Raw genomic sequence first — 23,945 nt, 5'->3', positions numbered from 1 at the left:
TCTTCGCGGAGTCCGCCCGAGGCGCGAAGGTATAGGGCGGGGCTGGCAGGGCGCAAGGCCCTGTTTGCCAAGCTCGTGCCCGGCTGCCGTGTCCGAAAACGCGACACCGCGACGGGCGATGTCGCGCTCTCTTGCGACGAAACGTGGTTAAGTTTAGATAAACGCCATGCAAAGCGCGTTGCAGGGCCTGTTCAGGATCATGCCGTTTCTGTTCGGCGTGGGCTTCATCGCGCCGCTGATCGCGCAGACGATGGTCTACTGGGGCTGGCAACCGCCGCTGGGCATGGCGCCGATCGTGTTCGGCCTGCTGATCGGTGCGCCGTGGGGCCTTTACGCCACGCTGCGGGGGCGCTGGGTATGAGCGGGGACGTGCGTGATACCGTGCGGGAGGCGCCCGCGCGTGCCGATGCGCCGGCGATTCCGCTCGGCGGCGATGCCACGCTCGACCGCCACACGCGCGTGTCGCTGCTGAAGGAAGAGCGGGAGATCGCCAAGCGGTTCGAAGGCGGGCGGATGTGGCTCTACCCCGCCTTCGCCTTCACCTGCTACGCGATCTGGCTCAGCTTCTTCCCGCTCGCGATCATGGGCTGGCTCAATCTGCCGCTCGCTTTCGTGCTCTCGACGGTGTTCGCGGTCGGCGGTTACGTCACCAGTCACGAGGCGATGCATTCGAACATCGGCCGCCCGGGCAGCAAGACGCGCTGGCTCAACGAATGGACCGGCAAGGTCTCGACCATCATCATCGTCTTCCCGTTCTCGATGGCGCGGCTGATGCATCTCGAACATCATTACCACACCAACCATCCCGAGAAGGATCCCGACTACCCCGATCGCGCCAACGGCCCGTGGCACGCGATCTACAAGACCTGGCTCAACCGCCAGCCGGGGGTCGACGGCTCGATCCATATCTACAAGCGCATCCTCAAGGAGATGGAGACCAAGGAGGCCGAGGATTCGCTCAAGGACACGATCCGCCTCCAGCTGATCTTCCTGGCCGTCCTGTTCGCCATGGCGTGGAGCGGCTACGCGATCGAGGCGGCGCTGATCTGGTGGCTGCCGCGCCATATCGGCCTCAGCTACATCCGGTTCTACCTGAGCTGGGCACCGCATCATCCGCGCGAGGGCACGGGCCGATACGACAACACGCGCTTCTTCAAGAGCAGGCTCGGCCACATCGGCTCGATCGGGATGGAGACGCACTACGTGCACCATCTCTATCCGGCGATCCCGAGCCACCGGACGAAAGAGGCGTACTACGCGCTGCGCCCTGTATTGCGGAAGCGCGGGGTCGACTGCCCCGATATCTAGCTTTCGTGGCTGTAGCCGAGGCCGTCCGGGTTGCGGATCAGCTCGCCTTCGAGCTTGAGCTGGGCGCCTTCGAACAGCGGCATCGCCGTTCCGATCCGCACGGCGGGGAAGGGCAGATCGGCGCCGTCCGGCGCGGTAAAGAGCAACTGGTAGTCGTCGCCCCAGCGTAATGCTTCGGCCCGCCGCGCATCGGGCAGGGCTATCGGTACGGACGTGGGATCGATCTCGAAGGTCACGCCGCTCGCGCTCGCCATCCGCCAGGCATCGAGCAGCAGGCCATCCGATACGTCCATCATCGCCGTCACGACCGGCGCGAGCGCCTGCCCCGCTGCAAGCTGAGGCGTGGGGCGGAGATAGGGCTGGGCGGCCTCGCGGTCGCCCGCCTGGAACGCTTCGTAACCCGCCAGCGCCGCGCCGAGCGTTCCGGTGACGTAAAGCGCATCGCCCGCCTGCGCACCGCTCCGGGCGGGTACCGGAACATGCGTCGCGCGGCCGATCGCGGTCAGACCGTAACTGCGCGGCGGGCCGCCCGAAACGGTGTCGCCGCCCAGCAGCGGGGTGTGGAAGGACTCTAACGCCTCGCGCAAACCCCGGACGAAGTGCTCGTCGCCCTCGCCGAGCATGAATCCGACGAGCACGCCCAGCGGCTGCGCGCCTTTCGCCGCAAGGTCGGAAAGGTTGGTCGCGACGAGCTTCCACGCCACGTCGGCCGGGTCTTGCCCCTCCGCCGTGTGGACGCCTTCCACCAGCATGTCGTGCGTCAGGACCAGCGTCTCGCCGCCGATGGCCAGCACCGCCGCGTCGTCTTCCAGCCCGCGCGCACCGGGGTGCAGCGGCGCGGCGCGCAGCAGCTCGATGAAATCGAGCTCGCCGCTCATCGCACCTGCTTGGCGACCGCGTCGAGCACGCCGTTGGCGAACTTGGCCTCGCGGTCGTCGAAGAAGGCCTTGGCGACATCGACGTACTCGCCGATCACCGTGCCCACCGGCACGTCTGCACGTGCCATTAACTCGTAGGTTCCCGCGCGCAATACCTGCAGCATCGTCTTGTCGAGCCGCGCGAGGCTCCAGCCCTTGGCCAGCTTCTCGCTCAACAGCAGGTCGATCTCGTCGCAGCGCGCATCGACGCCCGACACCACGTCGTCGAAGAACGCGACTTCGGCGTCGGCGTATTGCTCGTCCTCGATCAACGCGCCGAGGCGGTGCTGATGGAATTCGTCGAGCAGACGCGCGAGCGCGGTCTTCTCCATCTCGCGCTGGTAGAGCGCCTGGACCGCCGCGAGCCGCGCGGCGGAGCGGGCGAGCGAGCGACGGGGTGCGTTAGCGGACATCAACGGAGCCTCATGGAAACGGAATTGGCGTGGGCCGGCAGCCCCTCGGCCTCGGCCAACGCGACCGCGGCGGGGCCGATCGCGGCGAGCGATGCCGGGTCGAGCGCGATGAAGCTGGTGCGCTTCATGAAATCGAGCACCGACAGCCCGCTGGCGAAGCGCGCGCGGCGGCCGGTGGGTAGCACGTGGTTCGGCCCCGCGACGTAGTCGCCGACCGCCTCGGGCGTATGGCGGCCGAGGAACACGCTGCCCGCGTGCCGCAAGCCGGCAAACAGCGCCTCGGGGTCGGCGACCGCGAGTTCGACGTGTTCGGCGGCGAGGCGATTGGCGAGCGGCACGGCCTGTTCCAGGCGCTCGACCACGATCGTCACGCCGTTGTCGCGCCAACTCGTCTGCGCGGTCGCGCGGGTGGAGAGCATGGCCGATTGCGTGTCGATCCGGTCCTCGACCTGGCTGGCGAAAGCGGCATCGTCGGTGATGAGGATGGACTGGCTGGTCGGGTCGTGTTCGGCCTGGCTCAGCAGGTCGGCGGCGATCCAGTCGGGATCGTTGTCGGCGTCGGCGATCACCAGGATCTCGCTCGGCCCCGCGACCATGTCGATCCCGACCACGCCGTAGAGCTGGCGCTTGGCCTCCGCGACCCAGGCGTTGCCCGGCCCGGTGATCGCGTCGACGCGCGCGATCCGGTCGGTGCCATAGGCGAGCGCGGCGATCGCCTGCGCGCCGCCTACGCGCCAGATTTCGTCGACTTGTGCGATATGTGCAGCGGCCAGCACCAGCGGGTTCGTCTCGCCTCCGCGCGACGGGGTAACGACCACCAGCCGCTCCACCCCCGCCACCCGCGCGGGGATCGCATTCATCAGCAGCGAGGAGGGGTAGGCCGCGCGCCCGCCGGGCACGTAGAGCCCCGCGGCATCGACCGGCAGCCACTTCGCGCCGAGCCGGACCCCGGCCTCGTCGGTAAAGTCGCGATCCGCCGGAAGCTGGTCGCGGTGATAGGCCTCGATCCGTGCGGCGGCGAGATCGAGCGCGTCGCGCAAGGCGGGCTCAAGTGCTTCGTAAGCCGCGCGGCAGTCGTCCGCCGCAATGCGCCAGTCGCTCTCACCCGACAGGCGGTGCTTGTCGAACCGCAGCGTGTATTCGGCCAATGCGGCGTCGCCCCTCCGGCGCACCGCTTCGACGATCGTCGCGACATCCTGCCGCACCTCGACATCGCTTTCGCGCCGGCCGTCGACCAGCCGCGCGAAGGCGGCCTCGAACCCTGCATCGGTGATCGCAAGGCGGCGCATCAGGCGGGTGCTGCCACGTTCGCGCGGAAACGCTCGACCAGGTCGGCCACGCGCGGATCGGTCTTGAGCGCGGCGCGGTTGACGATCAGCCGGGCGGAGACCTGCATGATGACGTCGCGTTCCTCCAGCCCGTTTTCCACCAGCGTGCGGCCGGTCGAGACCAGATCGACGATCCGCCCGGCGAGACCCAGCGCCGGGGCGATCTCCATCGCGCCGTTGAGCTTGACGCACTCGGCCTGCACGCCGCGCCCCTCGAACCACCTACGTGTGATGTTCGGATATTTTGTCGCCACCCGCAGGTGGCTCGCGCCCACATGCGCCTCCGCCGTGTCGGCGGGCGCGGCGAGCGAGAGGCGGCAGTGCCCGATGGCGAGATCGACCGGCGCGTAGAGATCCGAATAATCGAATTCCTCGATCACGTCCGATCCCACGATCCCCGCCTGCGCTGCGCCGTGGGCGACGAACGTCGCGACGTCGAATGCGCGCACGCGGATCAGCCGCACGTCGTCACGCGTGGTGCCGAAGGTCAGGCTGCGGTTGCCCTTGTCGTGGAACGCGTCTTCCGGCACGAGGCCCGCGCGCGCCATCACGGGCAGCGCCTCGTCGAGGATGCGCCCTTTGGGGATGGCGAAGGTCAGCGGTGCGGCCATTGCGCGGGCGCACTTAGATGGCGAGCCGGGAAAGGGCAATGGAGATGGCAGGCAGCGCAGAGGCGATCATGCATACCCGCTCGGTCCCCGAAGGGATCGCATGGCAAGCGGATCACGCCGAAAACGCCGGAGCGCCCGGCACCGCGCGGGTGATCCGCGGCCTCTTGCCGGTGCTCGAAACCGACACCGCCGTGGGCCGCCGCATGGCGAACTGGCAGGGGCTGGTGGTGGAGGACGCGATGCCGCTGCGCATCGTCGGCGGGCTGCACTATCTGCTGCTGAGCGGCACCGACCGGCGGCTGGAGCCGGTCTATGCCGGGATTACGACCGACCAGGGCAAGGTCGACGATCTCGTCGTCGGTCTGGTCGAGACGTTCGATCACGTTCTCCTGCCATGGCTCGACCATCCGCCGCAGACCAACGAGGCGGGTCGCTCGGCCAGCCTCATGGCCGGCCTGATGTGGCTGTCGGGCAGGATCGGTCCACGTTTCGAGATGAACGAGATCGGCGCCAGCGCGGGTATCAACACGATGATGGAGCGGTTTCGCTTCGATCTCGGCGGGGTGAGCGCGGGGCCGGCGACCTCTCCGATCCGCCTCGCCCCCGAATGGCGCGGTGCTCCTCCGCCCGGCGACCCGGTGACGATCGAGGGCATTCGCGGCTGCGACGTCAAGCCGCTGGACTTGCGCGATCCGGACACCGTGCTGCGCCTGAAGAGCTATGTCTGGCCCGAGGCGCGCGAGCGGATGGGCCGGATCGACCGCGCTGCGCTGCTGACGGAAGACCGTGCGCCCGAACTCGACCGCATGGCCGCCGATGAATGGGTGGAAGAGGTTCTCGCCGAGCCACAGGTGGAGGGCGTGGCGCGCACGCTGTTCCACTCCATCGTCTGGCAATATCTGCCCGAAACCGCACGCGACCGTATCGTGGCGGCGATGGAGCGGGCGGGGCGGGCCGCGACCGCACAGAAGCCGCTCGCCTGGCTCATGCTCGAAACCAACCGCGAAACCTTCGCGCACGAATTGCGCGCCCGCCACTGGCCCGGGCCAGACGAATGGACGCTGCTCGCGACCGCGCATCCGCACGGCGCGTGGGTGAAATGGCTGGGTTAGTTACTCGGTCCGCGCAAGAAATTCATCCAGAGCCGTGTTGACCGCCTCGGGGGCTTCCCACGGCACGAAATGCCCGCAGTCGGGCACTTCCACGATCGTCAGGTCGTCGATGATCGCGTCCATTCCCTCAAGGTTCTCGGGCGGCAGCGCGAGGTCGTCCATTGCCCAGACCACCAGCGTCGGGATCGTCAGCTTGGGCAACGGCGGCGGGGTCCAGCCTTCGGGGCGGGCATAGGGCGCGTCGAGCGGCGGCACGTCGACCGAGCTCGCGCGATACCAGTTGAGCATGCCGAACGCCGCTTCGCGATCCTGCCAGTCCGCCAGCAGCGCCTCGCGCTCCTCCGGCTCCATGGCGCTCGGACGATCCCACTTGATTTCCTTCATCAGGATACCGGCGAGGCCGTGCTCACGCACCAGCGCGTCGTTTTCGGGGTCGCGGAAGCCGCGCATGTACTGGCTGGAGGCCCGTTGGTGCTCGTTGGTATACAGCAGCTGCTGGAAAATCGCCGGATGCGGCGCATTGGCGATCACGGCGCGCGTCACGCGCCCGTTCGCCTGCCCGGCGAGCGCGGTGCCCCAAGCGATCGCGCCGCCCCAGTCGTGGCCGACGATCGTGAACTTCTCGATCCCCAGCGCGTCGGCGAGCAGGAACACGTCGCCGATCAGTTTGTCGGGCGTGTAGGCCTCGACTTCCTGCGGCTTCGACGATCCGCGATAGCCGCGCTGGTCGGGCGCGACGCAGCGGAAGCGGTCCGATAAATGCGCGATCTGATGGCGCCAGGTGCGATGGCTTTCGGGAAAGCCGTGGAGGAAGATCAGCGCAGGCGCATCTTTCGGCCCGGTGTCGACCACGTCCAGCTCGATCCCGTTAGCGAGCGCCGCACGCGTCTGCTCCATGCTCATCCCTCCGCTTCCATCTTCTCGACATAGCCCGCGGCGACCATCGCCGCGACCTGGTCGAACAACTGGTCTGGCGTCTGGCGCAGCTTGCCCATCGCCTCCTCCATTCCGCGCGCGACCACGATCTCGCGCTGATTGAGCGCGATGGCGTCGACCATTTCCTGCGCCGCCTCGCCTGCCGGAATGCCGTTCTCGATCGCCTTGTCGCTTTTGCCGCGCGCCGATCCGTCGGCGGTCAGCGCGTTGCGGCTGACGTCGGTCGCGACCGAGCCGGGTGCGACGACATGGACCTCCACGCCGCTTTGCGACAGTTCGGCGCGCAGCGCGTCGGCATAGCCGATCAGCCCGAACTTGGCCGCGCAATAGGCGGTGCGCATCGGCACCCCGACCTTGCCCGCGACCGAGGAAATGAAAACCAGCCGCCCGCTGCCGCGCTCCGCCATGTGCCCGATCAACCCCTGTGCGAAGGCGATCTGCTGGGTCAGGTCGACGGCGATGATGTCGCGATAGACCTGCATGTCGGTCTCGAGCGCGGTGCTGCGCTGGGAGATGCCCGCGTTGGCCACCGCCACGTCGACCCCGCCGCGCCACGCGATCGCCTGCGCGGTCGCCGCGGCCAGCGCCGCATCGTCGCGCACGTCGAAGGGGAGAGTGAGCGTTTCCACATCGAGCGCATCCGCCACCGCCGCCAGCCGCGCCTCGTCACGCCCCGACAGCACGATCTTCGCCCCGCGCCCGGCGAACTCGCGCGCCAGCGCCGCGCCGATGCCCGAGGATGCGCCGGTGATCCAGACGGTCTGGTCTGCGAAGCTCATGGGTAGCTCACCGTATTGGGCTGCTTGTCGGGAAGCGGGATGAATTCATCCTCGTCGCCCGGCACCTTGGGGAATTTGCCGTCCTTCCAGTCGTGCTTTGCCTGGTTGATCCGTTCGCGATCCGAACTGACGAAGTTCCACCACACGTGGCGCTTCGTCGTGAACGCCTCGCCGCCGAGCAGCATCACTCGCCCGCCGCGCTCGCTCGCGAGCGTCATTTCGGCGCCGGGCTTGAGCACGGTCAATTCGTAAAGCCCGAGCGGCTGGCCGTCGACGCTCGCCTCGCCGCCCACCAGCATCACCGCGCGCTCGTCCGCCTTGGCCTCGATCGGCAGCGCGCCCGATGCGGCGAGCACGATGTCGGCATAGATCGTGTCGGCATGCGTGGTCGTCGCCGCGCGCTTGCCCCACAGCTCGCCCATGATGACGATCGCCTTCGCGCACTGGTCCTCGACCACTGGAAGATCGGTCTGCGCCTCGAAGGCCGGGTCGATTTCCTCCTGCCCGTCGGGCAGCGCGAGCCAAGTCTGCATGCCGTAGAGCTTCGCGCCGCGGTCGCGCTCGTCCTGCGGGCTGCGCTCCGAGTGCACGATCCCGCGCCCGGCGGTCATCAGGTTGACCTGCCCCGGGCGGATCGTGGCAAATGTGCCGAGGCTGTCGCGGTGATCGATCGCGCCCTCGAACAGCCAGGTCACCGTGGCGAGGTCGATATGCGGATGCGGGCGCACGTCCATCCCCGCGCCGATATCGAGTTGCGCCGGCCCGAACTGGTCGACGAAGATGAACGGCCCCACCATCGTCCGCGCACGCGAGGGGATCGCGCGCCGCACCTCGAACTGTCCCAGATCATGGGTGTCGGGGGTGATGGTCTGTTCGATCATTTGCCATCGAGCTCCGGGTAATGGCGAAAGATGCCGTCTTCGTTGAAGGGGATGCAGCGGTCCGATTTGCGGTAAGCGGCCACGCCCTCCAGTTCGCCGACCGCATCGTGGCAGGCCGCGAGGCTGGGATAATCGCCGCCGACTTCCTCCATCCGCTTGGGGAACATATAGCGCAGCCCTTCGACAAGCAGGAACAGCGAGGTGTCGACGTGGCTCCATTTCACGCCAAGCACGAAAGGCCCTTCGTTCGCGCCCAGTGCTTCCTCGAAATAGCCGAGGAACTTGGGAATGCGCTCGTCGCGAAAGCGCACCGCGGCTTCGAGCGCGGCGTCCTTCTGGTCGTCGTAATAGAGGCTGCCCGCGATCGGGTGGTGCACCGCGTGGACCTCCGCCACCATGTCCGAGATCGTAAGCTGAAGCTGGATCAGTTCGAGATCGCGCTCCAGCTCGCCCGCGCCGAAGCCGTGCCGGTCGGCCAGCCAGGCGAGGATGTGCGCGACCTGCGCGATCGCGAACTCGCCGCCCTTCGCGCTGGTGGTGAGATAGGGCGGGGCAAACGGGCGGATGCCGCTGCGCGCTTCAAGATCGGCCGTCAGCGCCTTAACCCCGTCCTCACGCGCGACATCGCGGTAGGCCACGCCCGCCGCTTCCAGCGCGAGCCGCACGAACTCACCGCGTCCCGGAATGCTCGGCCAGTACCACAGGTCGTAGGCCATCAGGCGTCTCCCGGCGCGAAGGCGCGGATCGCGAGTGCGTGGACCCGTTCGCCGGGAATGTCGCCCAGCGCGGCATTGACCAGCCGTTGCCGCTCAAGCCGGTTCTTGCCGGTGAAAGCTTCACTCTCGATCACCACGGTAAAGTGCGATTCGCCGCTGCCATCGTCGCCCGAATGGCCGCGATGCTGCGCGCTATCGTTGATCACTTCCAGCCGCGTCGGCGCGAAGGAATTGGTGAGGAGGGATTCGATTTCGTTCTGCAAAGGCCCGGCCATCGGCATGGTTTGGGGGTTCCCATTCGGCTTGTCCATGCCCATCCTAATGGACGTGAAGCAGAGCAAGTTCCACGGACGATACGAAGACAGCGAGCAGAGGTGCGAGATGCCGGGCTGCCGCGAGGCGGGCGAGTTTCGCGCGCCCGGCGGGCAGGGCAATTCGTTCGACGGACCGGGGGGCTGGCGCTGGTTCTGCCTCGATCACGTGCGCGAATTCAACGCGGGCTACGACTGGTTCGAAGGCATGAGCGCGGAGGAAATCCTCCACGCGCAGGCGCCGGGCGCGGGCTGGCGCACTGAAAGCCCCTCGTTCCGCCCGACCGCCGGGATCGACGGGATGCCGCGCTGGGCCGACTTCGACGATCCCCTCGATGCCATCGCCGCGCGGGCGGGGGGCATCCGCAGCCGGGCCGAACGCGAAGCGAAGATGGCGATGGACGGCAGGTTCAGCCGCGAGGAAGTCCAGGCGCTGGAGACGATGGGCCTCGGCTCGGACACCGACCGCCAGCGCCTGCGCCGCCGCTATTCCGAACTCGTCCGCCGCTATCACCCCGACCGCAACGGCGGCGACCGCAAGTTCGAGGGGCGGCTGGGGCGCGTGGTCGAAGCCTACCAACTCCTGAGGAAATGCGCCGCAATCGCCTAAAGCGACGCGCCGTCGTACTGCGCGATCTCCAGCGCATCGAGGTCGCATTCGGGCACGCAGCGCAGGTTCACCGCGACCATCTCGCTGCCGTCCGGTCCCGTGCCGACCGAGAACGGCGAACAGCCGCAATCGGTGCAGAACTGATGATGGATTGCCCGCTTGTTGAACTGATAATCGCTCAGCTTGCCCGCGGGTGCGGCGATGTCCGCTTCGGCGGCGGGCACGAAATGCAGCACGGTGCCCTTGCGCTTGCAGATCGAGCAGTTGCAGCTCATCGCCTTGCCCGGCAGATCGCCTGCGACCGTCGCCCCGATCGCGCCGCAGTGGCAGCTCGCGGTATAGCTCACGACGATTTCTCCTCTGCCTGCATCGCGGCGATCAACTCGCCGTCGATCGCCTTCCCGGCCTTGTAGCCGTCGCGTGCCTGACAGCGTTCGGCGTAGACCTTGAACGCGTCGCGCTCGGGCAGCGAGCCGAATTGCAGGCCCCAATCGACTTGGCTGCCGACATAGACGTCCGCCATCGTGAACCGGTCGCCGCACACGAAATCGCGCGCACCCAACCAGTCTTCCAGCGCGCCGACGGTGCGCTCGTAGCTGCCGAAGCCCGCCATTACTTGCCGACCTTCGGGAACCTCCCAGCCCATCGCCTTCGCGGTGATCGCCTGTTCCAGCGGCCCGGCGGAGAACAGCAGCCATCGGAAATAGTCGGCTTTCTCGTGCGCACCGGGCAGAAGGTCGGGCGCGTTCGCCTCGGCGAGATAGTGGCAGATCGCCGCCGCTTCGGTGACGACATGATCGTGCCCGCCATGGTGATGGACGATCGTCGGCACCTTGCCGATCGGGTTCGCCTTCAGCAATGCCTCGGGCTTGTCCGACCAGTCGACCAGCACCTGCTCGTAGTTGGCGCCGGCCTCGTGCAGTGCCCAGCGGGCGATCTGCCCGCGGCTCATTGGATTGGTGAAGAAGGTATATTCGGCCATGCGAATCGCTCCCGTTCGATCAGAACATTGAGTGAACAAAATCTACATGTCAATTGGCGCCGCAGCGCTTAATCGTAGTCGACTTGCGGAAAGAAATCGGCGCCGCGCCCTTCTGGCGTGGTGTCGAGCAGCAGCCACACGGGGTCCATGAAATCGAGCCCGCGGTTGTCCTGACCGGGATCTTTCGGCGTGTAGACCAGCTCGCTGCCCCAGAAGTGACGGATCGTGTCGCCATCCTTCCGGAAGACATTGAGCATCGGTTCGTCCCAGTTCTCGTCGGGCTTGTAGCCGCGCAGTTGGCGCATCGCGGGCGTCAGTGCGGCGGTGTTGCCGTAATATTGGTCGTTGTACTCGTTGCCTGCGGTCGAAAGCAGATTGAGGTGGTCCCACCCTCGCTCGTGCGCCCAGGCGGCGAGCCGCGCGATCGGCGATCCGGCGACGACGTAGAACGCGGCGCGCTGCGGGATATGCCGCGCGGCGCCGTCGTTGCAGTCGAGCAGGTGGGTGCAGCCCGAGCAGGGCTGGTCGCGATCGGGCCCGAACATGTAGCTGTAGAGCATCAGCGTAGCGTGGTCGCCGAACAGTTCGGACAGCCGGACCTTCTCGACGCGCGAATTCGCGCCGATCCGTTCGAACACGAAATCCTCCGGCACTTGGCCGCCGGGCGGAAGCGCGCGGCGCATCTCGGCCACCGCCTCGGTCTGCCGCCGCAGCGCGATCTCGGCATCGAGCAGCGCGTTGCGCGCCGTGCGGTATTCGGCGCTTTCGTTGGGATAGGCCATGCGGGGGAAACTATCGACAGACACTGGCTTTCTCCTCGGTGATCAGTCGCGATCGGGCGCGCCGTATGGAAAATGGGGCCGGTAGGGTCGCGCATCTTCGACACAGCGCGCGACCTCCGGCAGCGCGAGCAACTCGGCCCTCAGCGCCGCGAGGCGCGGGCGGATATCGGGAATCGGCTCGATCCAATCGGCGTAGAACAGCGCGGGCGCGGCGGCGCAGGTGACGAGCGACACGTGCGGCGGCAGGTCGCTTTTGCCGAGCCAGTGCTCGAGCCAGGCATAGGCGCGGCGCAGCCCGGCCTTGCCGGCGGCGATCTCGGGTGCGAACGGTTCGTCACGCAGCCCGCCGGCGCCGGGATCGTCCTTGTCGACGAAATAGGCCGCGATCACCCGCTGCATGTTGCCCATCACGTAGTTGTCGAACACCCGGTCGAGCATCCGCGCGACCACCGCTTCGGCCGGGTCGGCGGGGATGAGCGGGGCCGGGCCGGGGTGATGAACCGCCAGATGCTCGACGATGCTGGTGGCCTCGACCACCACGGTGCCGTCGTCGACCAACACGGGGAATTGACCCGATGGGTGCACCTTGCCGGTGAAACTCTCGAACTTGGGCACCGAGGGATCGATCTCGCGGAACGCGAATTCGGTGCCGTTCGCATAGAGCGGGATCAGCGCTTTCCAGGTGTAGGACGAGAAGGGGTGGCCATGCAGTTCGAGCATCACCAGTTGCCCTCCTTCATCCGCGCCTGCCGGGCGGCTTCGCGCTCGCTCGTGGCCGGGATCGGCGCTTCCTCGGGGTAGGGCGGTAGCGCGCCGCCGGGCTTGTAGGTGGCGATGAAGGTGCCCTTGGCGGTGACCGTGTGATCGGTCATTTCCATCCGCCCGACCGGGGTGCCATCGCCCAGCAGCCGCTTGCCCGTGCCGAGCGTCACCGGGAACGTCATCAGCGTCAACGTGTCGATCAGCCCGGCGGCGAGCAAGCCGGGATAGATCGTGCTCGATCCCTGGATAACGAGATCGGGCCCGTCGCCCGTCTTGAGCTTTGCAACGTCGTCGATGCTGCCGAGGCGGTGGCTGTTCTGCCATTCGAGCGGCTGGTTTCCGCGCGTCAGCACGTATTTCGCCGCGCGGTCGAACGCCTCGCTCATCGGCTTGTTGTCGCCTTCGGCATAGGGCCAGTAGGCGGCGAAGATATCGTAGGTGCGGCGGCCGAGCAGCAGGTCGTATTCGCCGGAGAACAGCGTGCCGAGCGTCGGCTCGATGCCTTCGTCCCACAGTTTGAAGACCCAGCCGCCTTCGGCGAAGCCGTCGGTCGGATCCTCGGTCGGACCGCCCGGCGCCTGCATCACGCCGTCGAGCGAGAGGAACGCCCCGGCCCTGATCTTGCGCGCCACCGGTTCAGTCTCCGCGCCGCGCGGCGTCGATCTTCGCGACGTCGATCTTGCGCATCGTCATCATCGCCTCGAACGCGCGCCGAGCCTCGTCGCCGCCCGCCGCCATCGCCTCGGTCAGCGTTCGTGGCGTGATCTGCCAGCTTACGCCCCACTTGTCCTTGCACCAGCCGCATTCGCTTTCCGTGCCGCCGTTACCGACGATCGCATTCCACAGGCGGTCGGTTTCCGCTTGGTCCTCGGTCGCGATCTGGAAGCTGAAGGCTTCGGTCTGCGGAAAGGTCGGCCCGCCGTTGAGGCCCATGCAGGGCACGCCGCAGACGGTGAAGTCGACCGTCAACACGTCCCCTGCCTTGCCGTCAGGGAAATCGCCGGGCGCCTTGTGGACCGCATTTACCGCGCTGTCGGGGAAGGTTTCGGCATAGAAGCGCGCGGCGTCCTCCGCTTCTTTGTCGTACCACAGGCAGATCGTGTTCTTGTTCATGGGTTCTCTCCTCAAGCCACTCGCGGGCCGACCAGCCCGAATGTCGCGCCTGCCGGATCGGCGCAGTGCACGGCGAATTCGCCGCCGGGGATTTCGTTGATCTCGCCGAGCAGCCGTCCGCCGCCATCGGTCACCGCCTGCGCCGCGCGGTCGATGTCGTCGGCGCCGAAGTAGAACGTCCAGGCCGATTGCGGCACGTCGGGCATCCTGGGCATGATCGCGCCGATCATCCCTTCGCGGTGGTGGATGAACAGGTAATCGCCCATCTCGCCCATCGGCATCCTGTCGCGCTGTTCCCATCCGAACAGCTCGCCGTAGAGCGCCACCGCGGCTTCGACATCGGTGGTCTGCAACTCGTTCCAGCGGACCCGCTGCGGCTTTTCGTAATCGAACACGTCGCTCTTCGCGTCGGGATCGCCGGGGGGCGGGGTAGGGGTCATGAGGTAGAACACCGCGCCCTGCGGATCGGCGACCATCGCCATCCGGCCGACGCCGGGCATGTCGGCGGCGGGCACGTGCACCGCGCCGCCCGCGTCGATGATCCGCGCCGCCGCCGCATCGACATCGGGCGTATGGATATAGCCCAGCCAGCCGGCCGGATTGCTCGCCATCGGACCCGCCAGCGTGAGCACGCCGCCCTGCGTCCCGCCATCTGCACGGCGGATCATGCGGTATTCACCGCCACCGGGCAGGCTCTCACCCCGCTCGTCGATCGCCCAGCCGACGACCGCGCGGTAGAATTCGCGCGCGCCTGCGGCGTCCGGGGTCATCAATTGATACCAGATGAAAGCTCCGCGATCCTCGCTCATCATGCCGTCTCCGTTTCTCTATGCTTGTCCGCCGCCCCGAAGTGGGCAAGCTGGTCGGCATGCGCCTTGGCAAACGCCGGGCGGCCGGTTACACGCGCGACATAGGCTTCGCTCGCCGGGCGCTCGCCATGCTTGCGCAGCAGGCCCACACGCAGCACGTCCGCCATCAGCAGGTCGGCGGCGGTGAACCGCCCCGCGGCCAGCCATTCCCGCTCCGCCAGCACGGCTTCGAGCTGGCCGAGCCGCTGGTCCATCCACCCGGTGAGCTTATTGTCCTTCTCGCCCGAGATCGTCAGGAACCACCACGGTACCGAGACCATCTCGACCGAGTTCAGCGCGGCCACCAGCCATTGTAGCGCCTCGGCCTCGCCCGCCGGATCGCGCGGCATCAGCGCCTCGCTCCGGCGCGCGAGGTGAATCAGCGCCGCGCCGCTCTCGAACAGGCGGACCTCGCCGTCCTCCAGCATCGGCACCTGCCCGAAGGGCTGACGGTCCAGGTGGTTGGTCGCGCGATCCTCGAAGGCGACGCTGCGCACATCGTAGGCTATGCCCGCTTCCTCGCACGCCCAGCGCAGCCGGAGATCGCGCACGAAGCCGCGCGGCCCCTCCGGCACCCAATCGTAGGTCCAGATCGTCACCGGGTCCGGCATCGCGCTCACGCCTCCTGCCACACTAGCGGTTCGAACCCGCCGTAGATCATGCGCTTGCCGTCGAACGGCATGTCGCTGCCGTTTCCCGCGCCGAAGTCCTTCATGCGCGGATCGGCCATCATTTTGTCGTGGCTGGCGTCGGCGGTCGCCTTGTCCTCCCAGGTGACCCACGAGAAGACGACCTTCTCGCCATCCTCGCATTTGACCGCGCGGCGGAAGTCGGTCGTCTTGCCGTCGGGCACGTCGACCTCCCAGCATTCGATCTGCGACTTCGCGCCGTAGTCCTTGGCGATCTCCCAGAACTTCTCGGCGACCTGCTTGTATTCGTCCTTCTTGTCCGAGGGCACCGCGAGGACGAAACCATTGACGTACAAGGCATTTCTCCTTGGTTTGCGTACGAGTGCGGCGTCAGGCGTCGAGCAGCGAGCGGAAGCCGCCCCAGAACATGCGCTTGGTGTCGAACGGCATCTCCTGCCCCTGCATCGAGGTGTCGGACATGATCGTTTCCCAGGCCTTGTCGCGGGTTGGCTTGTCGGGCCATTCGACGAACGAGAAGATCACCTGTTCGCCATCCTCGGCCTGCACCGCGCGGGCATAGTCCGTCACTTCGCCGGTCGGCACGTCGTCGCCCCACGCCTCGACCACGCGAACCGCGCCGAGATCGACGAACTTGCGCGCCATCGTCTGCGCCATTTCGCGATAGGCTTCGCGGTTTTCGGTGGGGACCGGCGCGACGTAGCCATCGGTATAGCCCATCGTTCCCTCGCCGCGTTCGTCGACGATCGCTTCGAACCCGCCCAGGATCATGCGCTTGCCGTCGAACGGCATTTCTTCGCCGAAAGCTTTCATCCGCTCGTCGCTCATGATCTTCTCGTTGGTGGCGTCGCGGGTCGCCTTGTCGGGATATTCGAACCACGAGAAGACCACGGTCTCGTCGTCCTTCGCCTTCACCGCGCGATAGAAATCGGTCACTTTGCCGTGGGGCACGTCGTCGCCCCAGTTTTCGACCATGCGCCCAACGCCCAGCTCCTTCATCAGCGGCGCAGCGCCAGCGGCATGCTTGCGATACCCTTCCTCGTTCGCGGTCGGCACCGCGCCGACAAATCCTTCGAAATAGGCCATCGTCTCTCTCCTTCGGAAATCAGTCTTGCGTGGCGGGCGCGCCGATCGACCAGCGGTGTCCGAACGGATCGGTCACCTGGCCGTAGCGGTCGCCCCAGAACTGGTCGGCCAGCGGCATCGTCTCGCTTGCGCCGGCTTCCAGCGCGCGGGCGAACCAGGCATCGGCATCATCGACTTGGAGGTGCAGCGTCACCGCCGCCGGCTTGCCCGCCCCGCCGCCGTATTCAGGAAAGTCGTCGTTGAGCATCACCGGGCTGCCGTTGATGACGAGCGTCGCATGCATGATGCGCTCGCCGTCGTCCGCCAGGTGCGGGTCCATCAACAGTTCGGCGCCGAATGCCGTCCGGTAGAACGCGATGGCCTCCTGCGCACGCCGGTCACCGATCGTCAGGTGCGCGGTAACCCCGGGGAATTGCAGATCGTCGCTCATGTCCTCTCTCCTCTCCGGTGCTAGTCTTCGGTCCACCCTTCCGGCGGATCGCCGGTGAACCCGGCGAGGTGCGCTGCGAGCGCGCGGGCATAAGCCGGGCGTGCTTCGCCGCGCTTCCGGTATTCGGCGAGGTTGGGGTAGCGATTGAGCAGGTCGGCGATCTCGCCGCGCAGCATCTGCAAGACGGCGATCATCATCAGGTCGCCGGCGCAGAATTCGCCCTCCAGCCACTCGTTGTCGCCGAGCCGCCGGGACAGTTCGCCCAGCCGTTCGTCGATCCGCTCGCGGATCGCGGGCTGGCGCGGTTCGGACCACGGCTGGTCCGCCTCGAACAAGGTCGCGATCGCCCAGTCGCTCAGCGGCGGTTCCACCGTGTTGAGCGCGGCGAAGACCCATTCGGCGGTGCGAGCCCGCGCGTTCGGCCCGGCAGGCAGCAATCCCGGCGCCCGGTCGGCGATGTGGAGCACGATCGCGCCGGATTCGAACAGTTTCACCTCGCCGTCCTCGAATGTCGGAACCTGTCCGAACGGCTGGCGCTGGCGGTGCGCAGGCTCCTTCTGCGTGCCCTGCGGCAGATATTCGACGCGATAGTCGAGTCCGACCTCCTCCAGCGCCCAGCGTACCCTCAGGTCGCGCACCAACCCGCGCGCGAAACCGGGCACCCAGTCGTAGGCGGTTATCGTGATCGGGGCGCTGGCAACTTCGGGCATGGTCAATCCTTCCCGTCGATAATGGGAAAGACGGAGCGGAACGTCGGGTTCCTCAGCCACAGCCCACCCCAGACCATCAGGCCGAGGTATACGCCGAACAGCGTGTGGCTGAACAGCGGGCTGCCGACGCGCACATGGGTCGCGATCGCGCCGCCGAGGTAGCCGGTGATCAGCACCGCGCCGAGCACCGCAGTGCGCGGATAGACGTAGAGCAGGGTCGGGATCAGCAGCAGGATCGCGAGCGTGTACATCATCCCGATCTCGGGCGGCCACCCGAGACCCGGCGGGCTGTTGTCGATCGCGAACTGCGGCGCGACCAGCTTCAGCCCGGCGTCGAATAGCAGGAAGGCGACCGCCAGCCCGCTGAGGGCGCGCCCGGTCCAGACACCGGCGGATATCGGGCGTGCGGGGCTGGCGATTTGGTTGGCGGTGGCAGCCATGGTTCCTCTCCTCTCCCTTTTGCAGGCCTTCAGCCCACAGGCTGCTCGGCCGGGGTTTCGCCTTCGGGCACCGCGCTCATGTCCATGAAGGCGTTCTCCCAGATGTGGCCGTCGGGATCTTCGAAGCTGCGGCCATACACAAAGCCCAGGTCCTGCTGCGGCGTCGGGTCGGCCTTGCCGCCAGCCGCAGTCGCTTTGCCGACGATCGCCTCGACGGCATCCTTGCTGTCCTGGCTCAGGCACAGCAGCACTTGCGCGCTGTCGTGCGCATTCGGAATCGTCTTGTCGGTGAAAGTCTTCCAGAAATCGTGCGTCAGCAGCATGACGACGATCTCGTCAGACCACGCCATCGCGGCCGCCTGTTCGTTGGTGAACATCGGATTGTTGGCGAAGCCTACCGCCTCGTAGAACTTCATCGAGCGCGGCAGGTCGGTCACGGGCAGATTGATGAATATGCTTTTTGCCATCAGGTCTCTCCAGTCGTGGTGGATTTAGTATTCGAGTTTGGGATACCAGCCGGTTCCGCGGCCGCCCGGCGTCATGTCGAGCACGTTCCAGAGCGGTGTGGGGTCCGGCGCGAGGTGGGGGTCGAAGCCGGGATCGGCGGTCTCCAGGCCACCTTCGGCGGCCCAGAACAGGCGCGCGCGATCGCCGTCGCGCTGCCACACGAGCACCGCTGCGCCTTCGTCGAGCCCGTCCTCGCCGTCGGTCAGCGCGCCCCATTCGCGGCCGAAATCGTCGCCGACCGTCTGGTAGAACTTCAGGTGGCTCCAGCCGCGCTCTCGTGCCACGGCGAGCTGGCGCTCGACCGGCGATCGGCCAACGATCGCCAGCGCGATGCGCTGTTCGATATCGGGCGCCGGAATGTCGAGCGAACCGACGAACGAGGTGCACATCGGGCACGGCCGTTCGCGCTCCGGGCCGAACATCCAGAAATAGGTAAACAGGGTGTCGTGCTCCCCGAACAGGTCGATCAGGCCGAGTTCGTCGCCCTTTTTATCGAGAAAGCGGTAATCCCCGGCGACCGGGCCGGGCGGCAGCGCGCGGCGATGTTGCGCGACGCGCTGAATCTGCCCGCGCAGCGCGATTTCTTCGGCCAGCAGCGCGGTCCGAGCGCTACGATATTCGGCGCTTTCGCCAATCTGCCGCGTGTCGCTCGCGGCCGCGAGTTCGGATGCCGGTTTCAGTTCGCTCTCGGGCGGCAATGTCGCGCTGTCGTTCATCGTCCTGCTCCTCGTTCGATCCGTGTTGGTCGCCTTGGCGCGAATCGGAACTTGCACTTTCTGACCTCATGAGTTACAAAAAGCAACTATGAAGTTACAAAAAGAAACTGGACTGCACGGTAAGTGGTACGAAGACGCCTGTGGCACGGCCTTCGCGATGGAACTCGTGGGCGAACGCTGGTCGCTGTTGATCGTCAGGGAATTAATGCTCGGGGCGCGGCGCTTCTCCGACATCCGCGCCAGCCTGCCCGGAATCAGCGCCAAGGTGCTGACCGAACGGCTCGCCTCGCTGGAGGAAGCTCGGGTACTGGTGAAACGCCGGCTTCCGCCGCCGGGCAAGGCGCAGGTCTATGAACTGACCGAATGGGGCTATGCGGCCGAACCTCTGCTTCAGGAGGCGGGCCGCTGGGCCGCGCAATCGAGTGCGCACGATCCCATGCTGCCGCTTTCGCCGGTCTCGCTGATGATCTCGATGCGCACGATGGTCGACAAGGCGCGCGTCGGGGCGGTGAAGGGCGCCATCGGTTTCGCGATCGGGGAGGACACGTTCCTCGCGGAACCGGGGAAGGGCGCGCTACCGATCCGGCGCGGCGATCCGGCGGAGGCCGACGCGGTGTTCCGGGCGTCGACGGCCTCGATCGTGGCGGGCGGGCTCTATGCGGGTGTGCCGTGGGAGCAGCTCGAGCACGAAGCGGGCCTCGTCATCGAAGGCGACCGGGAACTGGCGCTGCGCTATACCGCACTGTTCGAACTGCCGCCGAAGCTGGCCTAGCCCTGTCGGAACGCCCAGCGCAGCGTCTTGCCCACGCCCCAGGTAGCGGCGCGAGCGGGCAACGCGGCGAGGCCCGGCCTTTCCAGACCCAGCATCGAGCGCGCGAACGGCGGCAGCAGTGCGACCGCCTCGGCCGCGAGCATCGCCTGCAGCGCCGGCGGTGCGCCTTCGGGCCGCCCGGTGAGCACCAATTGCGCCACTTCGCGCGCCTCGGCCGATCCGCGCAAATCGGCGCGCAGATCGCGGAACATCGCATCCGCTTCACGCTGGTCGGTCGGTACCGGATCGGCGCCCAGCGCGCGAGCGATCAGGGCGAACTGGCGAAAGTATTCGTCCTTTTCGTGGTTGGGCATATCGGGCCGCACGTGGCGCTGATAGGCGGCGAGGAAGCTCGTCGCCTCGGCCACGTGGACCCATGCCAGCGTGCGCGGATCGCGTGCGGAATAGGCGGTGCCGTCGGGCAGGGTGCCGCGGACCCGTTCGTGAATGCGGTTGACCCGCTCGATCGCCGCCGTCGCTTCGTTGCGATGGCCGAAGGTCGTTACGGCGATGAAGCGTGCCGTGCGCCGCAGCCGCCCGTGCATATCGGCGCGAAAGTCCGAATGGTCGAGCACGCCCTGCAACGCATGCGGGTGGAGCATCTGGAGCAGCAGCCCCCTGATCCCGCCCACCATCATCCCGACCACGTCGGCATGGACCATGCGGATCGGCGAATCGCGTTCGAACAGCGCCTCGTCCGACGGCGGCACCGATTGCTGGCCATCCTCGTTGAATGTGGCGCGCACGCGGCGCACGAGTTCCTCGCGCAGGCGGTCGGTCGGGCGGCGCTTGTCCATCGCGGCCACTATACCCTTGGCGGCGTGGAATGAAATCTAGCGGCACACGCGCTTGCAGCGAATCCCCCGCGCGTATAGGCACCCGCTCCGAGATGAACGACATGACCGACAAGAGCTTCGACCAGGCGAGCAAGACCGTGATCGCCGCGCCCGACACCGAGGTGGACGTGCGTGAGACGTTCGGGATCGACATCGACTGGAAAGTCCCCGCATTTTCCAAGGCGGACGAGCGTACGCCCGATCTCGACGAGGCCTACGTGTTCGATCCGGACACCACGCTCGCGATCCTCGCCGGCTTCGCGCACAACCGCCGGGTGATGGTGCAGGGCTATCACGGCACCGGCAAGTCGACTCACATCGAGCAGGTCGCCGCGCGCCTCAACTGGCCGTGCATCCGCATCAACCTGGATGCGCACATCAGCCGCATCGACCTCGTCGGGCGCGACGCGATCGTGCTGCGCGACGGGTTGCAGGTGACCGAATTCCGCGAAGGGCTGCTGCCCTGGGCGCTCCAGCACCCGGTGGCGCTGGTGTTCGACGAATACGACGCCGGGCGGCCCGACGTGATGTTCGTGATCCAGCGCGTGCTCGAACAGGCGGGCAAGCTGACGCTGCTCGACCAGAACCGCGTGATCCGGCCCGACGCCAATTTCCGCCTGTTCGCTACCGCCAACACCGTGGGCCTCGGCGATACCAGCGGGCTCTATCACGGCACGCAGGCGATCAACCAGGGCCAGATGGACCGCTGGAACATCGTCGTCGGCCTGAACTACCTGCCCGCCGAGACCGAGCAGCAGATCGTCGCCGCCAAGAACCCGGAAACCGACGCGAAGACCATCGCCGACATGATCAAGGTCGCCGATCTCACCCGGCAAGGCTTCATTAACGGCGACGTGTCCACCGTGATGAGCCCGCGCACGGTCATCACCTGGGCGGAAAACACGGCGATCTTCAAGGACATCGGCTTTGCCTTCCGCCTCAGCTTCCTCAACAAGTGCGACGAGGCCGAACGGATGCTGGTGGCCGAATACTATCAGCGCGTGTTCGGCGCAGAACTTCCCGAGAGCGTCGTCGCGAGCACCTGACGATTTGCAACGCGCCCATGCTGTGTTAAGCGCTTAACACAGCAGAGATGGATCGCACCTTTTCCTGGACTTCGCGCAATCGGCGCGGTGGCGGCGAACCGGTCGGGCCGGGATATTTCGCCGTGCAGGACGCTCCCGCAGCCGATCCGTGGGCGGAGCGGCTCGACGAACTCGACCGCTATATCGACGACGAGCCGAAGCGCGAGACGAAGCGCCGCCGCCGCAAGCTGGCGGTGAGGATCGTCGCAGGGATGCTGTTCGCCTTCATCCTGCTGGTCGGCTGGCTCGCGGTCACCGCGCCGCTCTCGCGCTCGCTGGAACCGATCGCACCGCCGCAGCTGACCCTGCTCGCCTCCGACGGGACGCCGATCGCGCGCAACGGCGCGGTGGTGGACGAGCCGGTGCAAGTGGCCGAATTGCCCGCCCACGTAATCGAGCCGTTCCTCGCGATCGAGGACCGGCGCTTCTACAGCCACTGGGGCATCGACCCGCGCGGGATCGCGCGCGCGGCATGGTCCAACTTCACCGGCGGGCCGACGCAGGGCGGCTCCACGATCACCCAGCAGCTCGCCAAGTTCACGTTTCTGACGCCCGAACAGAGCCTGATGCGCAAGGGGCAGGAGGCGCTGATCGCGTTCTGGCTGGAGGCGTGGCTGAGCAAGGACGAGATCCTCGAACGCTATCTTTCCAACGCCTATTTCGGCGACAACACCTATGGTTTGCGCGCCGCATCGCTGCACTATTTCTACCGCCAGCCGGAGAACCTCCGCCCCGAGCAGGCGGCGATGCTGGCGGGGCTGCTCAAGGCCCCTTCGCGCCTCGCGCCGACGCGCAATTTCGACCTCGCGGAGGACCGGATGCGGGTGGTTGTGGGCGCGATGGCCGACGCCGGTTACCTGAGCGCGGCGCAGGCGCGCGCCATGCCGACCCCGCGGCTTGACGTGCGCACCCGCAACGAGCTGCCGACCGGCACGTATTTCGCCGACTGGGCGCTGCCCGCCGCGCGCGAGCTGAGCGAGGGCGGCTATGCCGAACGCACGATCACCACCACGCTCGATTCGCGGCTGCAGGGCATCGCCCGCGACGTCACCGCACGCGCACCGCTCGGCGATGCGCAGGTCGCACTGGTGGCGATGCGGACCAACGGCGAAGTCGTGGCGATGATCGGCGGGCGCGATTACGAGGCGTCGCCGTTCAACCGCGCGACGCAGGCGCGGCGCCAGCCGGGATCGACCTTCAAGCTGTTCGTCTATCTCGCCGCGCTCGAGGCCGGCATGGCGCCGCAGGACCTGATCGACAATACCGAGATCGCCGAAGGCAGCTACCGCCCGCAGAACGCCAGCGGCAACTATTCGGACAGCCTGACGCTCGAACAGGCGTTTGCGCGATCGAGCAACGTCGCCGCGGTGCGCCTGTTCGAACGGGTGGGCAGCGAGGCGGTGATCGCGACCGCGCGCGATCTCGGCGTATCCTCGCCGCTCGCCGAGGGCGATCCCAGCCTCGCGCTCGGCACCTCGACGATGACGCTGATGGAGCTGACCGCCGCCTATGCCGGGATCGCCGCGAACCAGTTTCCCGTAAATCCCCACGCCTTCGCGCAAGGCGAGCCGGGCTGGTTCGACTGGTTGTGGGACGGCAAGGACAGCCTCTCGGGCCGCAAGCACGAGCAGATCCAGCAGCTCCTGCGCGCGGCGATCAACGGCGGCACCGGGCGCGCGGCGATGCTGCGCGGGCCGAACTTCGGCAAGACCGGCACCAGCCAGGACAACCGCGACGCGTTGTTCGTCGGCTACGCGGGCGATCTGGTGGTCGGCGTGTGGATCGGTAACGACGACAACTCGCCGCTCGCCGGAATCCACGGCGGCGGATTGCCCGCGCGCATCTGGCGCGATTTCATGCGCCAAGCGCTCGGCGAGGCGCGGGCGCCCGCCCGCCCGCAGGCGACGCCGAGCCCCGATCCCAGCGGCCCGGTCCAGCCGCAGGACGTGCCGCAGATCGGCGACATTCCGCTGGGCGACGACGGCACGCGGCTGCGCGTCCGCGAAGGCGGCGTGGTGATCTCGACCGATGTCGACGGCGTGCCGCTGGACGTCCGGCTTGACGAGAACGGTGTGGGGCTGGAGGCGGGGGCTCCACCGGACACCGTTGAAGAATCAGCGCCACAATAGAAGGTTTGGCTCACGCGGAGACGCGAAGGCGCGGAGAGTTCGAGCTTTGGTCGTTCTGATTTCCATTTTCCGCGAAGCGGGCTCCCAGCTCCAGCGTTGTCATCAGATGCCCGCTGCGCAGGAGTGTCTGACAGTGGAA

General features: G+C 67.2%; 32 protein-coding genes. 7 read left to right on the top strand and 25 right to left on the bottom strand.

All coding sequences use genetic code 11. The annotated features are described in order from the left end of the window. The first annotated feature begins 166 nt into the window (after positions 1–166). Positions 167–361, top strand: coding sequence for a hypothetical protein (locus ACE3QC_RS05020; protein WP_374406006.1), 195 nt, complete (start codon positions 167–169; stop codon positions 359–361). Then, the gene (locus tag ACE3QC_RS05015; RefSeq protein WP_374406005.1) at positions 358–1,308 is read left to right on the top strand and encodes a fatty acid desaturase; all 951 of its coding nucleotides are present in this window, start codon (positions 358–360) and stop codon (positions 1,306–1,308) included. Before ACE3QC_RS05020 ends, ACE3QC_RS05015 begins: the two co-directional genes overlap by 4 nt. Here the strand turns inward: ACE3QC_RS05015 and thiL are convergent. The 4 genes from thiL to hisG are packed head-to-tail and all read right to left on the bottom strand — an operon-like array spanning position 1,305 to position 4,577. Further along, entirely contained in the window at positions 1,305–2,186 is an 882-nt protein-coding gene (gene thiL / locus ACE3QC_RS05010) for a thiamine-phosphate kinase (RefSeq protein WP_374406004.1), read from the bottom strand. The genes ACE3QC_RS05015 and thiL overlap by 4 nt on opposite strands. Continuing rightward, positions 2,183–2,638 carry a transcription antitermination factor NusB gene (gene nusB, locus ACE3QC_RS05005; protein ID WP_374406003.1) on the bottom strand — a complete coding sequence of 152 codons (456 nt, stop codon included), beginning with the start codon at positions 2,636–2,638 and terminating at the stop codon, positions 2,183–2,185. The genes thiL and nusB overlap by 4 nt, the downstream gene beginning before the upstream one ends. Then, positions 2,638–3,927 (bottom strand): histidinol dehydrogenase, encoded by a 1,290-nt coding sequence (gene hisD / locus ACE3QC_RS05000; RefSeq protein ID WP_374406002.1) that lies wholly within the window; start codon positions 3,925–3,927, stop codon positions 2,638–2,640. The genes nusB and hisD overlap by 1 nt, the downstream gene beginning before the upstream one ends. Next, complete coding sequence (gene hisG, locus ACE3QC_RS04995; protein ID WP_374406001.1) at positions 3,927–4,577, bottom strand: ATP phosphoribosyltransferase; 651 nt, start codon at positions 4,575–4,577, stop codon at positions 3,927–3,929. The genes hisD and hisG overlap by 1 nt, the downstream gene beginning before the upstream one ends. A gap of 44 nt (positions 4,578–4,621) precedes the next feature. On the opposite strand from hisG, the gene ACE3QC_RS04990 reads away from it, so the two are divergent. Next, entirely contained in the window at positions 4,622–5,689 is a 1,068-nt protein-coding gene (locus ACE3QC_RS04990) for a DUF2332 domain-containing protein (protein WP_374406000.1), read from the top strand. Here ACE3QC_RS04990 and ACE3QC_RS04985 read toward each other — a convergent pair whose 3' ends face one another. The 5 genes from ACE3QC_RS04985 to ACE3QC_RS04965 are packed head-to-tail and all read right to left on the bottom strand — an operon-like array spanning position 5,690 to position 9,276. Continuing rightward, positions 5,690–6,592, bottom strand: coding sequence for an alpha/beta fold hydrolase (locus ACE3QC_RS04985; protein ID WP_374405999.1), 903 nt, complete (start codon positions 6,590–6,592; stop codon positions 5,690–5,692). It lies immediately after the preceding gene. Next, entirely contained in the window at positions 6,589–7,404 is an 816-nt protein-coding gene (locus ACE3QC_RS04980) for an SDR family NAD(P)-dependent oxidoreductase (RefSeq protein ID WP_374405998.1), read from the bottom strand. Before ACE3QC_RS04980 ends, ACE3QC_RS04985 begins: the two co-directional genes overlap by 4 nt. After that, the gene (locus tag ACE3QC_RS04975) at positions 7,401–8,285 is read right to left on the bottom strand and encodes a pirin family protein (RefSeq protein WP_374405997.1); all 885 of its coding nucleotides are present in this window, start codon (positions 8,283–8,285) and stop codon (positions 7,401–7,403) included. The genes ACE3QC_RS04980 and ACE3QC_RS04975 overlap by 4 nt, the downstream gene beginning before the upstream one ends. After that, positions 8,282–9,001 (bottom strand): glutathione S-transferase, encoded by a 720-nt coding sequence (locus tag ACE3QC_RS04970; protein ID WP_374405996.1) that lies wholly within the window; start codon positions 8,999–9,001, stop codon positions 8,282–8,284. Before ACE3QC_RS04970 ends, ACE3QC_RS04975 begins: the two co-directional genes overlap by 4 nt. Beyond that, the gene (locus ACE3QC_RS04965) at positions 9,001–9,276 is read right to left on the bottom strand and encodes a BolA family protein (RefSeq protein ID WP_374406655.1); all 276 of its coding nucleotides are present in this window, start codon (positions 9,274–9,276) and stop codon (positions 9,001–9,003) included. Before ACE3QC_RS04965 ends, ACE3QC_RS04970 begins: the two co-directional genes overlap by 1 nt. 52 nt (positions 9,277–9,328) lie before the next feature. Here ACE3QC_RS04965 and ACE3QC_RS04960 point away from each other — a divergent pair, with 52 nt between their 5' ends. After that, positions 9,329–9,922, top strand: a complete 594-nt coding sequence (locus tag ACE3QC_RS04960) for a J domain-containing protein (RefSeq protein WP_374406653.1) — start codon at positions 9,329–9,331, stop codon at positions 9,920–9,922. Here the strand turns inward: ACE3QC_RS04960 and ACE3QC_RS04955 are convergent. From ACE3QC_RS04955 to ACE3QC_RS04885, 15 genes are all read right to left on the bottom strand, one after another. After that, a complete protein-coding gene (locus ACE3QC_RS04955) occupies positions 9,919–10,269 on the bottom strand; it encodes a GFA family protein (protein WP_374405995.1) in 351 nt (116 codons plus the stop codon). The two genes, ACE3QC_RS04960 and ACE3QC_RS04955, sit on opposite strands and share 4 nt — an antisense overlap. Continuing rightward, positions 10,266–10,904 (bottom strand): glutathione S-transferase family protein, encoded by a 639-nt coding sequence (locus ACE3QC_RS04950; RefSeq protein ID WP_374405994.1) that lies wholly within the window; start codon positions 10,902–10,904, stop codon positions 10,266–10,268. The genes ACE3QC_RS04955 and ACE3QC_RS04950 overlap by 4 nt, the downstream gene beginning before the upstream one ends. 68 nt (positions 10,905–10,972) lie before the next feature. Next, positions 10,973–11,686, bottom strand: a complete 714-nt coding sequence (locus ACE3QC_RS04945) for a DUF899 family protein (RefSeq protein WP_374405993.1) — start codon at positions 11,684–11,686, stop codon at positions 10,973–10,975. A gap of 42 nt (positions 11,687–11,728) precedes the next feature. Next, on the bottom strand, positions 11,729–12,406 hold the full coding sequence (locus ACE3QC_RS04940; RefSeq protein ID WP_374405992.1) for a glutathione S-transferase family protein: 678 nt from the start codon (positions 12,404–12,406) through the stop codon (positions 11,729–11,731). Then, on the bottom strand, positions 12,406–13,080 hold the full coding sequence (locus ACE3QC_RS04935) for a dihydrofolate reductase family protein (protein WP_374405991.1): 675 nt from the start codon (positions 13,078–13,080) through the stop codon (positions 12,406–12,408). Before ACE3QC_RS04935 ends, ACE3QC_RS04940 begins: the two co-directional genes overlap by 1 nt. A 4-nt stretch (positions 13,081–13,084) precedes the next feature. Continuing rightward, positions 13,085–13,561: a VOC family protein gene (locus ACE3QC_RS04930; protein WP_374405990.1), complete on the bottom strand. Its 477-nt coding sequence runs from the start codon at positions 13,559–13,561 to the stop codon at positions 13,085–13,087. Positions 13,562–13,572: 11 nt separating this feature from the next. After that, positions 13,573–14,370 carry a VOC family protein gene (locus ACE3QC_RS04925; protein WP_374405989.1) on the bottom strand — a complete coding sequence of 266 codons (798 nt, stop codon included), beginning with the start codon at positions 14,368–14,370 and terminating at the stop codon, positions 13,573–13,575. Continuing rightward, complete coding sequence (locus tag ACE3QC_RS04920; RefSeq protein WP_374406651.1) at positions 14,370–15,020, bottom strand: glutathione S-transferase family protein; 651 nt, start codon at positions 15,018–15,020, stop codon at positions 14,370–14,372. Before ACE3QC_RS04920 ends, ACE3QC_RS04925 begins: the two co-directional genes overlap by 1 nt. A 5-nt stretch (positions 15,021–15,025) precedes the next feature. Next, complete coding sequence (locus ACE3QC_RS04915) at positions 15,026–15,394, bottom strand: DUF1428 domain-containing protein (protein ID WP_374405988.1); 369 nt, start codon at positions 15,392–15,394, stop codon at positions 15,026–15,028. A gap of 34 nt (positions 15,395–15,428) precedes the next feature. Beyond that, entirely contained in the window at positions 15,429–16,142 is a 714-nt protein-coding gene (locus tag ACE3QC_RS04910) for a DUF1428 domain-containing protein (RefSeq protein WP_374405987.1), read from the bottom strand. A 19-nt stretch (positions 16,143–16,161) separates the two neighbouring features. Next, the gene (locus ACE3QC_RS04905; protein ID WP_374405986.1) at positions 16,162–16,572 is read right to left on the bottom strand and encodes a VOC family protein; all 411 of its coding nucleotides are present in this window, start codon (positions 16,570–16,572) and stop codon (positions 16,162–16,164) included. Positions 16,573–16,592: 20 nt separating this feature from the next. Further along, positions 16,593–17,282 (bottom strand): glutathione S-transferase family protein, encoded by a 690-nt coding sequence (locus ACE3QC_RS04900; protein WP_374405985.1) that lies wholly within the window; start codon positions 17,280–17,282, stop codon positions 16,593–16,595. Between the two features lie 2 nt (positions 17,283–17,284). Then, on the bottom strand, positions 17,285–17,722 hold the full coding sequence (locus tag ACE3QC_RS04895) for a DoxX family protein (protein ID WP_374405984.1): 438 nt from the start codon (positions 17,720–17,722) through the stop codon (positions 17,285–17,287). A 29-nt stretch (positions 17,723–17,751) separates the two neighbouring features. Further along, positions 17,752–18,189, bottom strand: coding sequence for a VOC family protein (locus ACE3QC_RS04890; RefSeq protein ID WP_374405983.1), 438 nt, complete (start codon positions 18,187–18,189; stop codon positions 17,752–17,754). Positions 18,190–18,213: 24 nt separating this feature from the next. Next, entirely contained in the window at positions 18,214–18,945 is a 732-nt protein-coding gene (locus ACE3QC_RS04885; RefSeq protein ID WP_374405982.1) for a DUF899 family protein, read from the bottom strand. Between the two features lie 88 nt (positions 18,946–19,033). Here ACE3QC_RS04885 and ACE3QC_RS04880 point away from each other — a divergent pair, with 88 nt between their 5' ends. After that, on the top strand, positions 19,034–19,717 hold the full coding sequence (locus ACE3QC_RS04880; RefSeq protein ID WP_374405981.1) for a winged helix-turn-helix transcriptional regulator: 684 nt from the start codon (positions 19,034–19,036) through the stop codon (positions 19,715–19,717). Here ACE3QC_RS04880 and ACE3QC_RS04875 read toward each other — a convergent pair. Continuing rightward, positions 19,714–20,553, bottom strand: coding sequence for an oxygenase MpaB family protein (locus ACE3QC_RS04875; protein WP_374405980.1), 840 nt, complete (start codon positions 20,551–20,553; stop codon positions 19,714–19,716). The two genes, ACE3QC_RS04880 and ACE3QC_RS04875, sit on opposite strands and share 4 nt — an antisense overlap. Before the next feature lie 92 nt (positions 20,554–20,645). Here ACE3QC_RS04875 and cobS point away from each other — a divergent pair, with 92 nt between their 5' ends. Next, a complete protein-coding gene (cobS, locus tag ACE3QC_RS04870) occupies positions 20,646–21,638 on the top strand; it encodes a cobaltochelatase subunit CobS (RefSeq protein ID WP_374405979.1) in 993 nt (330 codons plus the stop codon). A gap of 47 nt (positions 21,639–21,685) precedes the next feature. Then, complete coding sequence (locus ACE3QC_RS04865) at positions 21,686–23,806, top strand: transglycosylase domain-containing protein (RefSeq protein ID WP_374405978.1); 2,121 nt, start codon at positions 21,686–21,688, stop codon at positions 23,804–23,806. Positions 23,807–23,945: the final 139 nt, after the last annotated feature.

Origin of the sequence: Pelagerythrobacter sp. (assembly GCF_041912895.1) — a bacterium.
Classification (GTDB): Bacteria; Pseudomonadota; Alphaproteobacteria; order Sphingomonadales; family Sphingomonadaceae; genus Pelagerythrobacter.
Note: the sequence above shows the minus strand (reverse complement) of the source record. Positions and strands in the feature narration are given on the sequence as shown.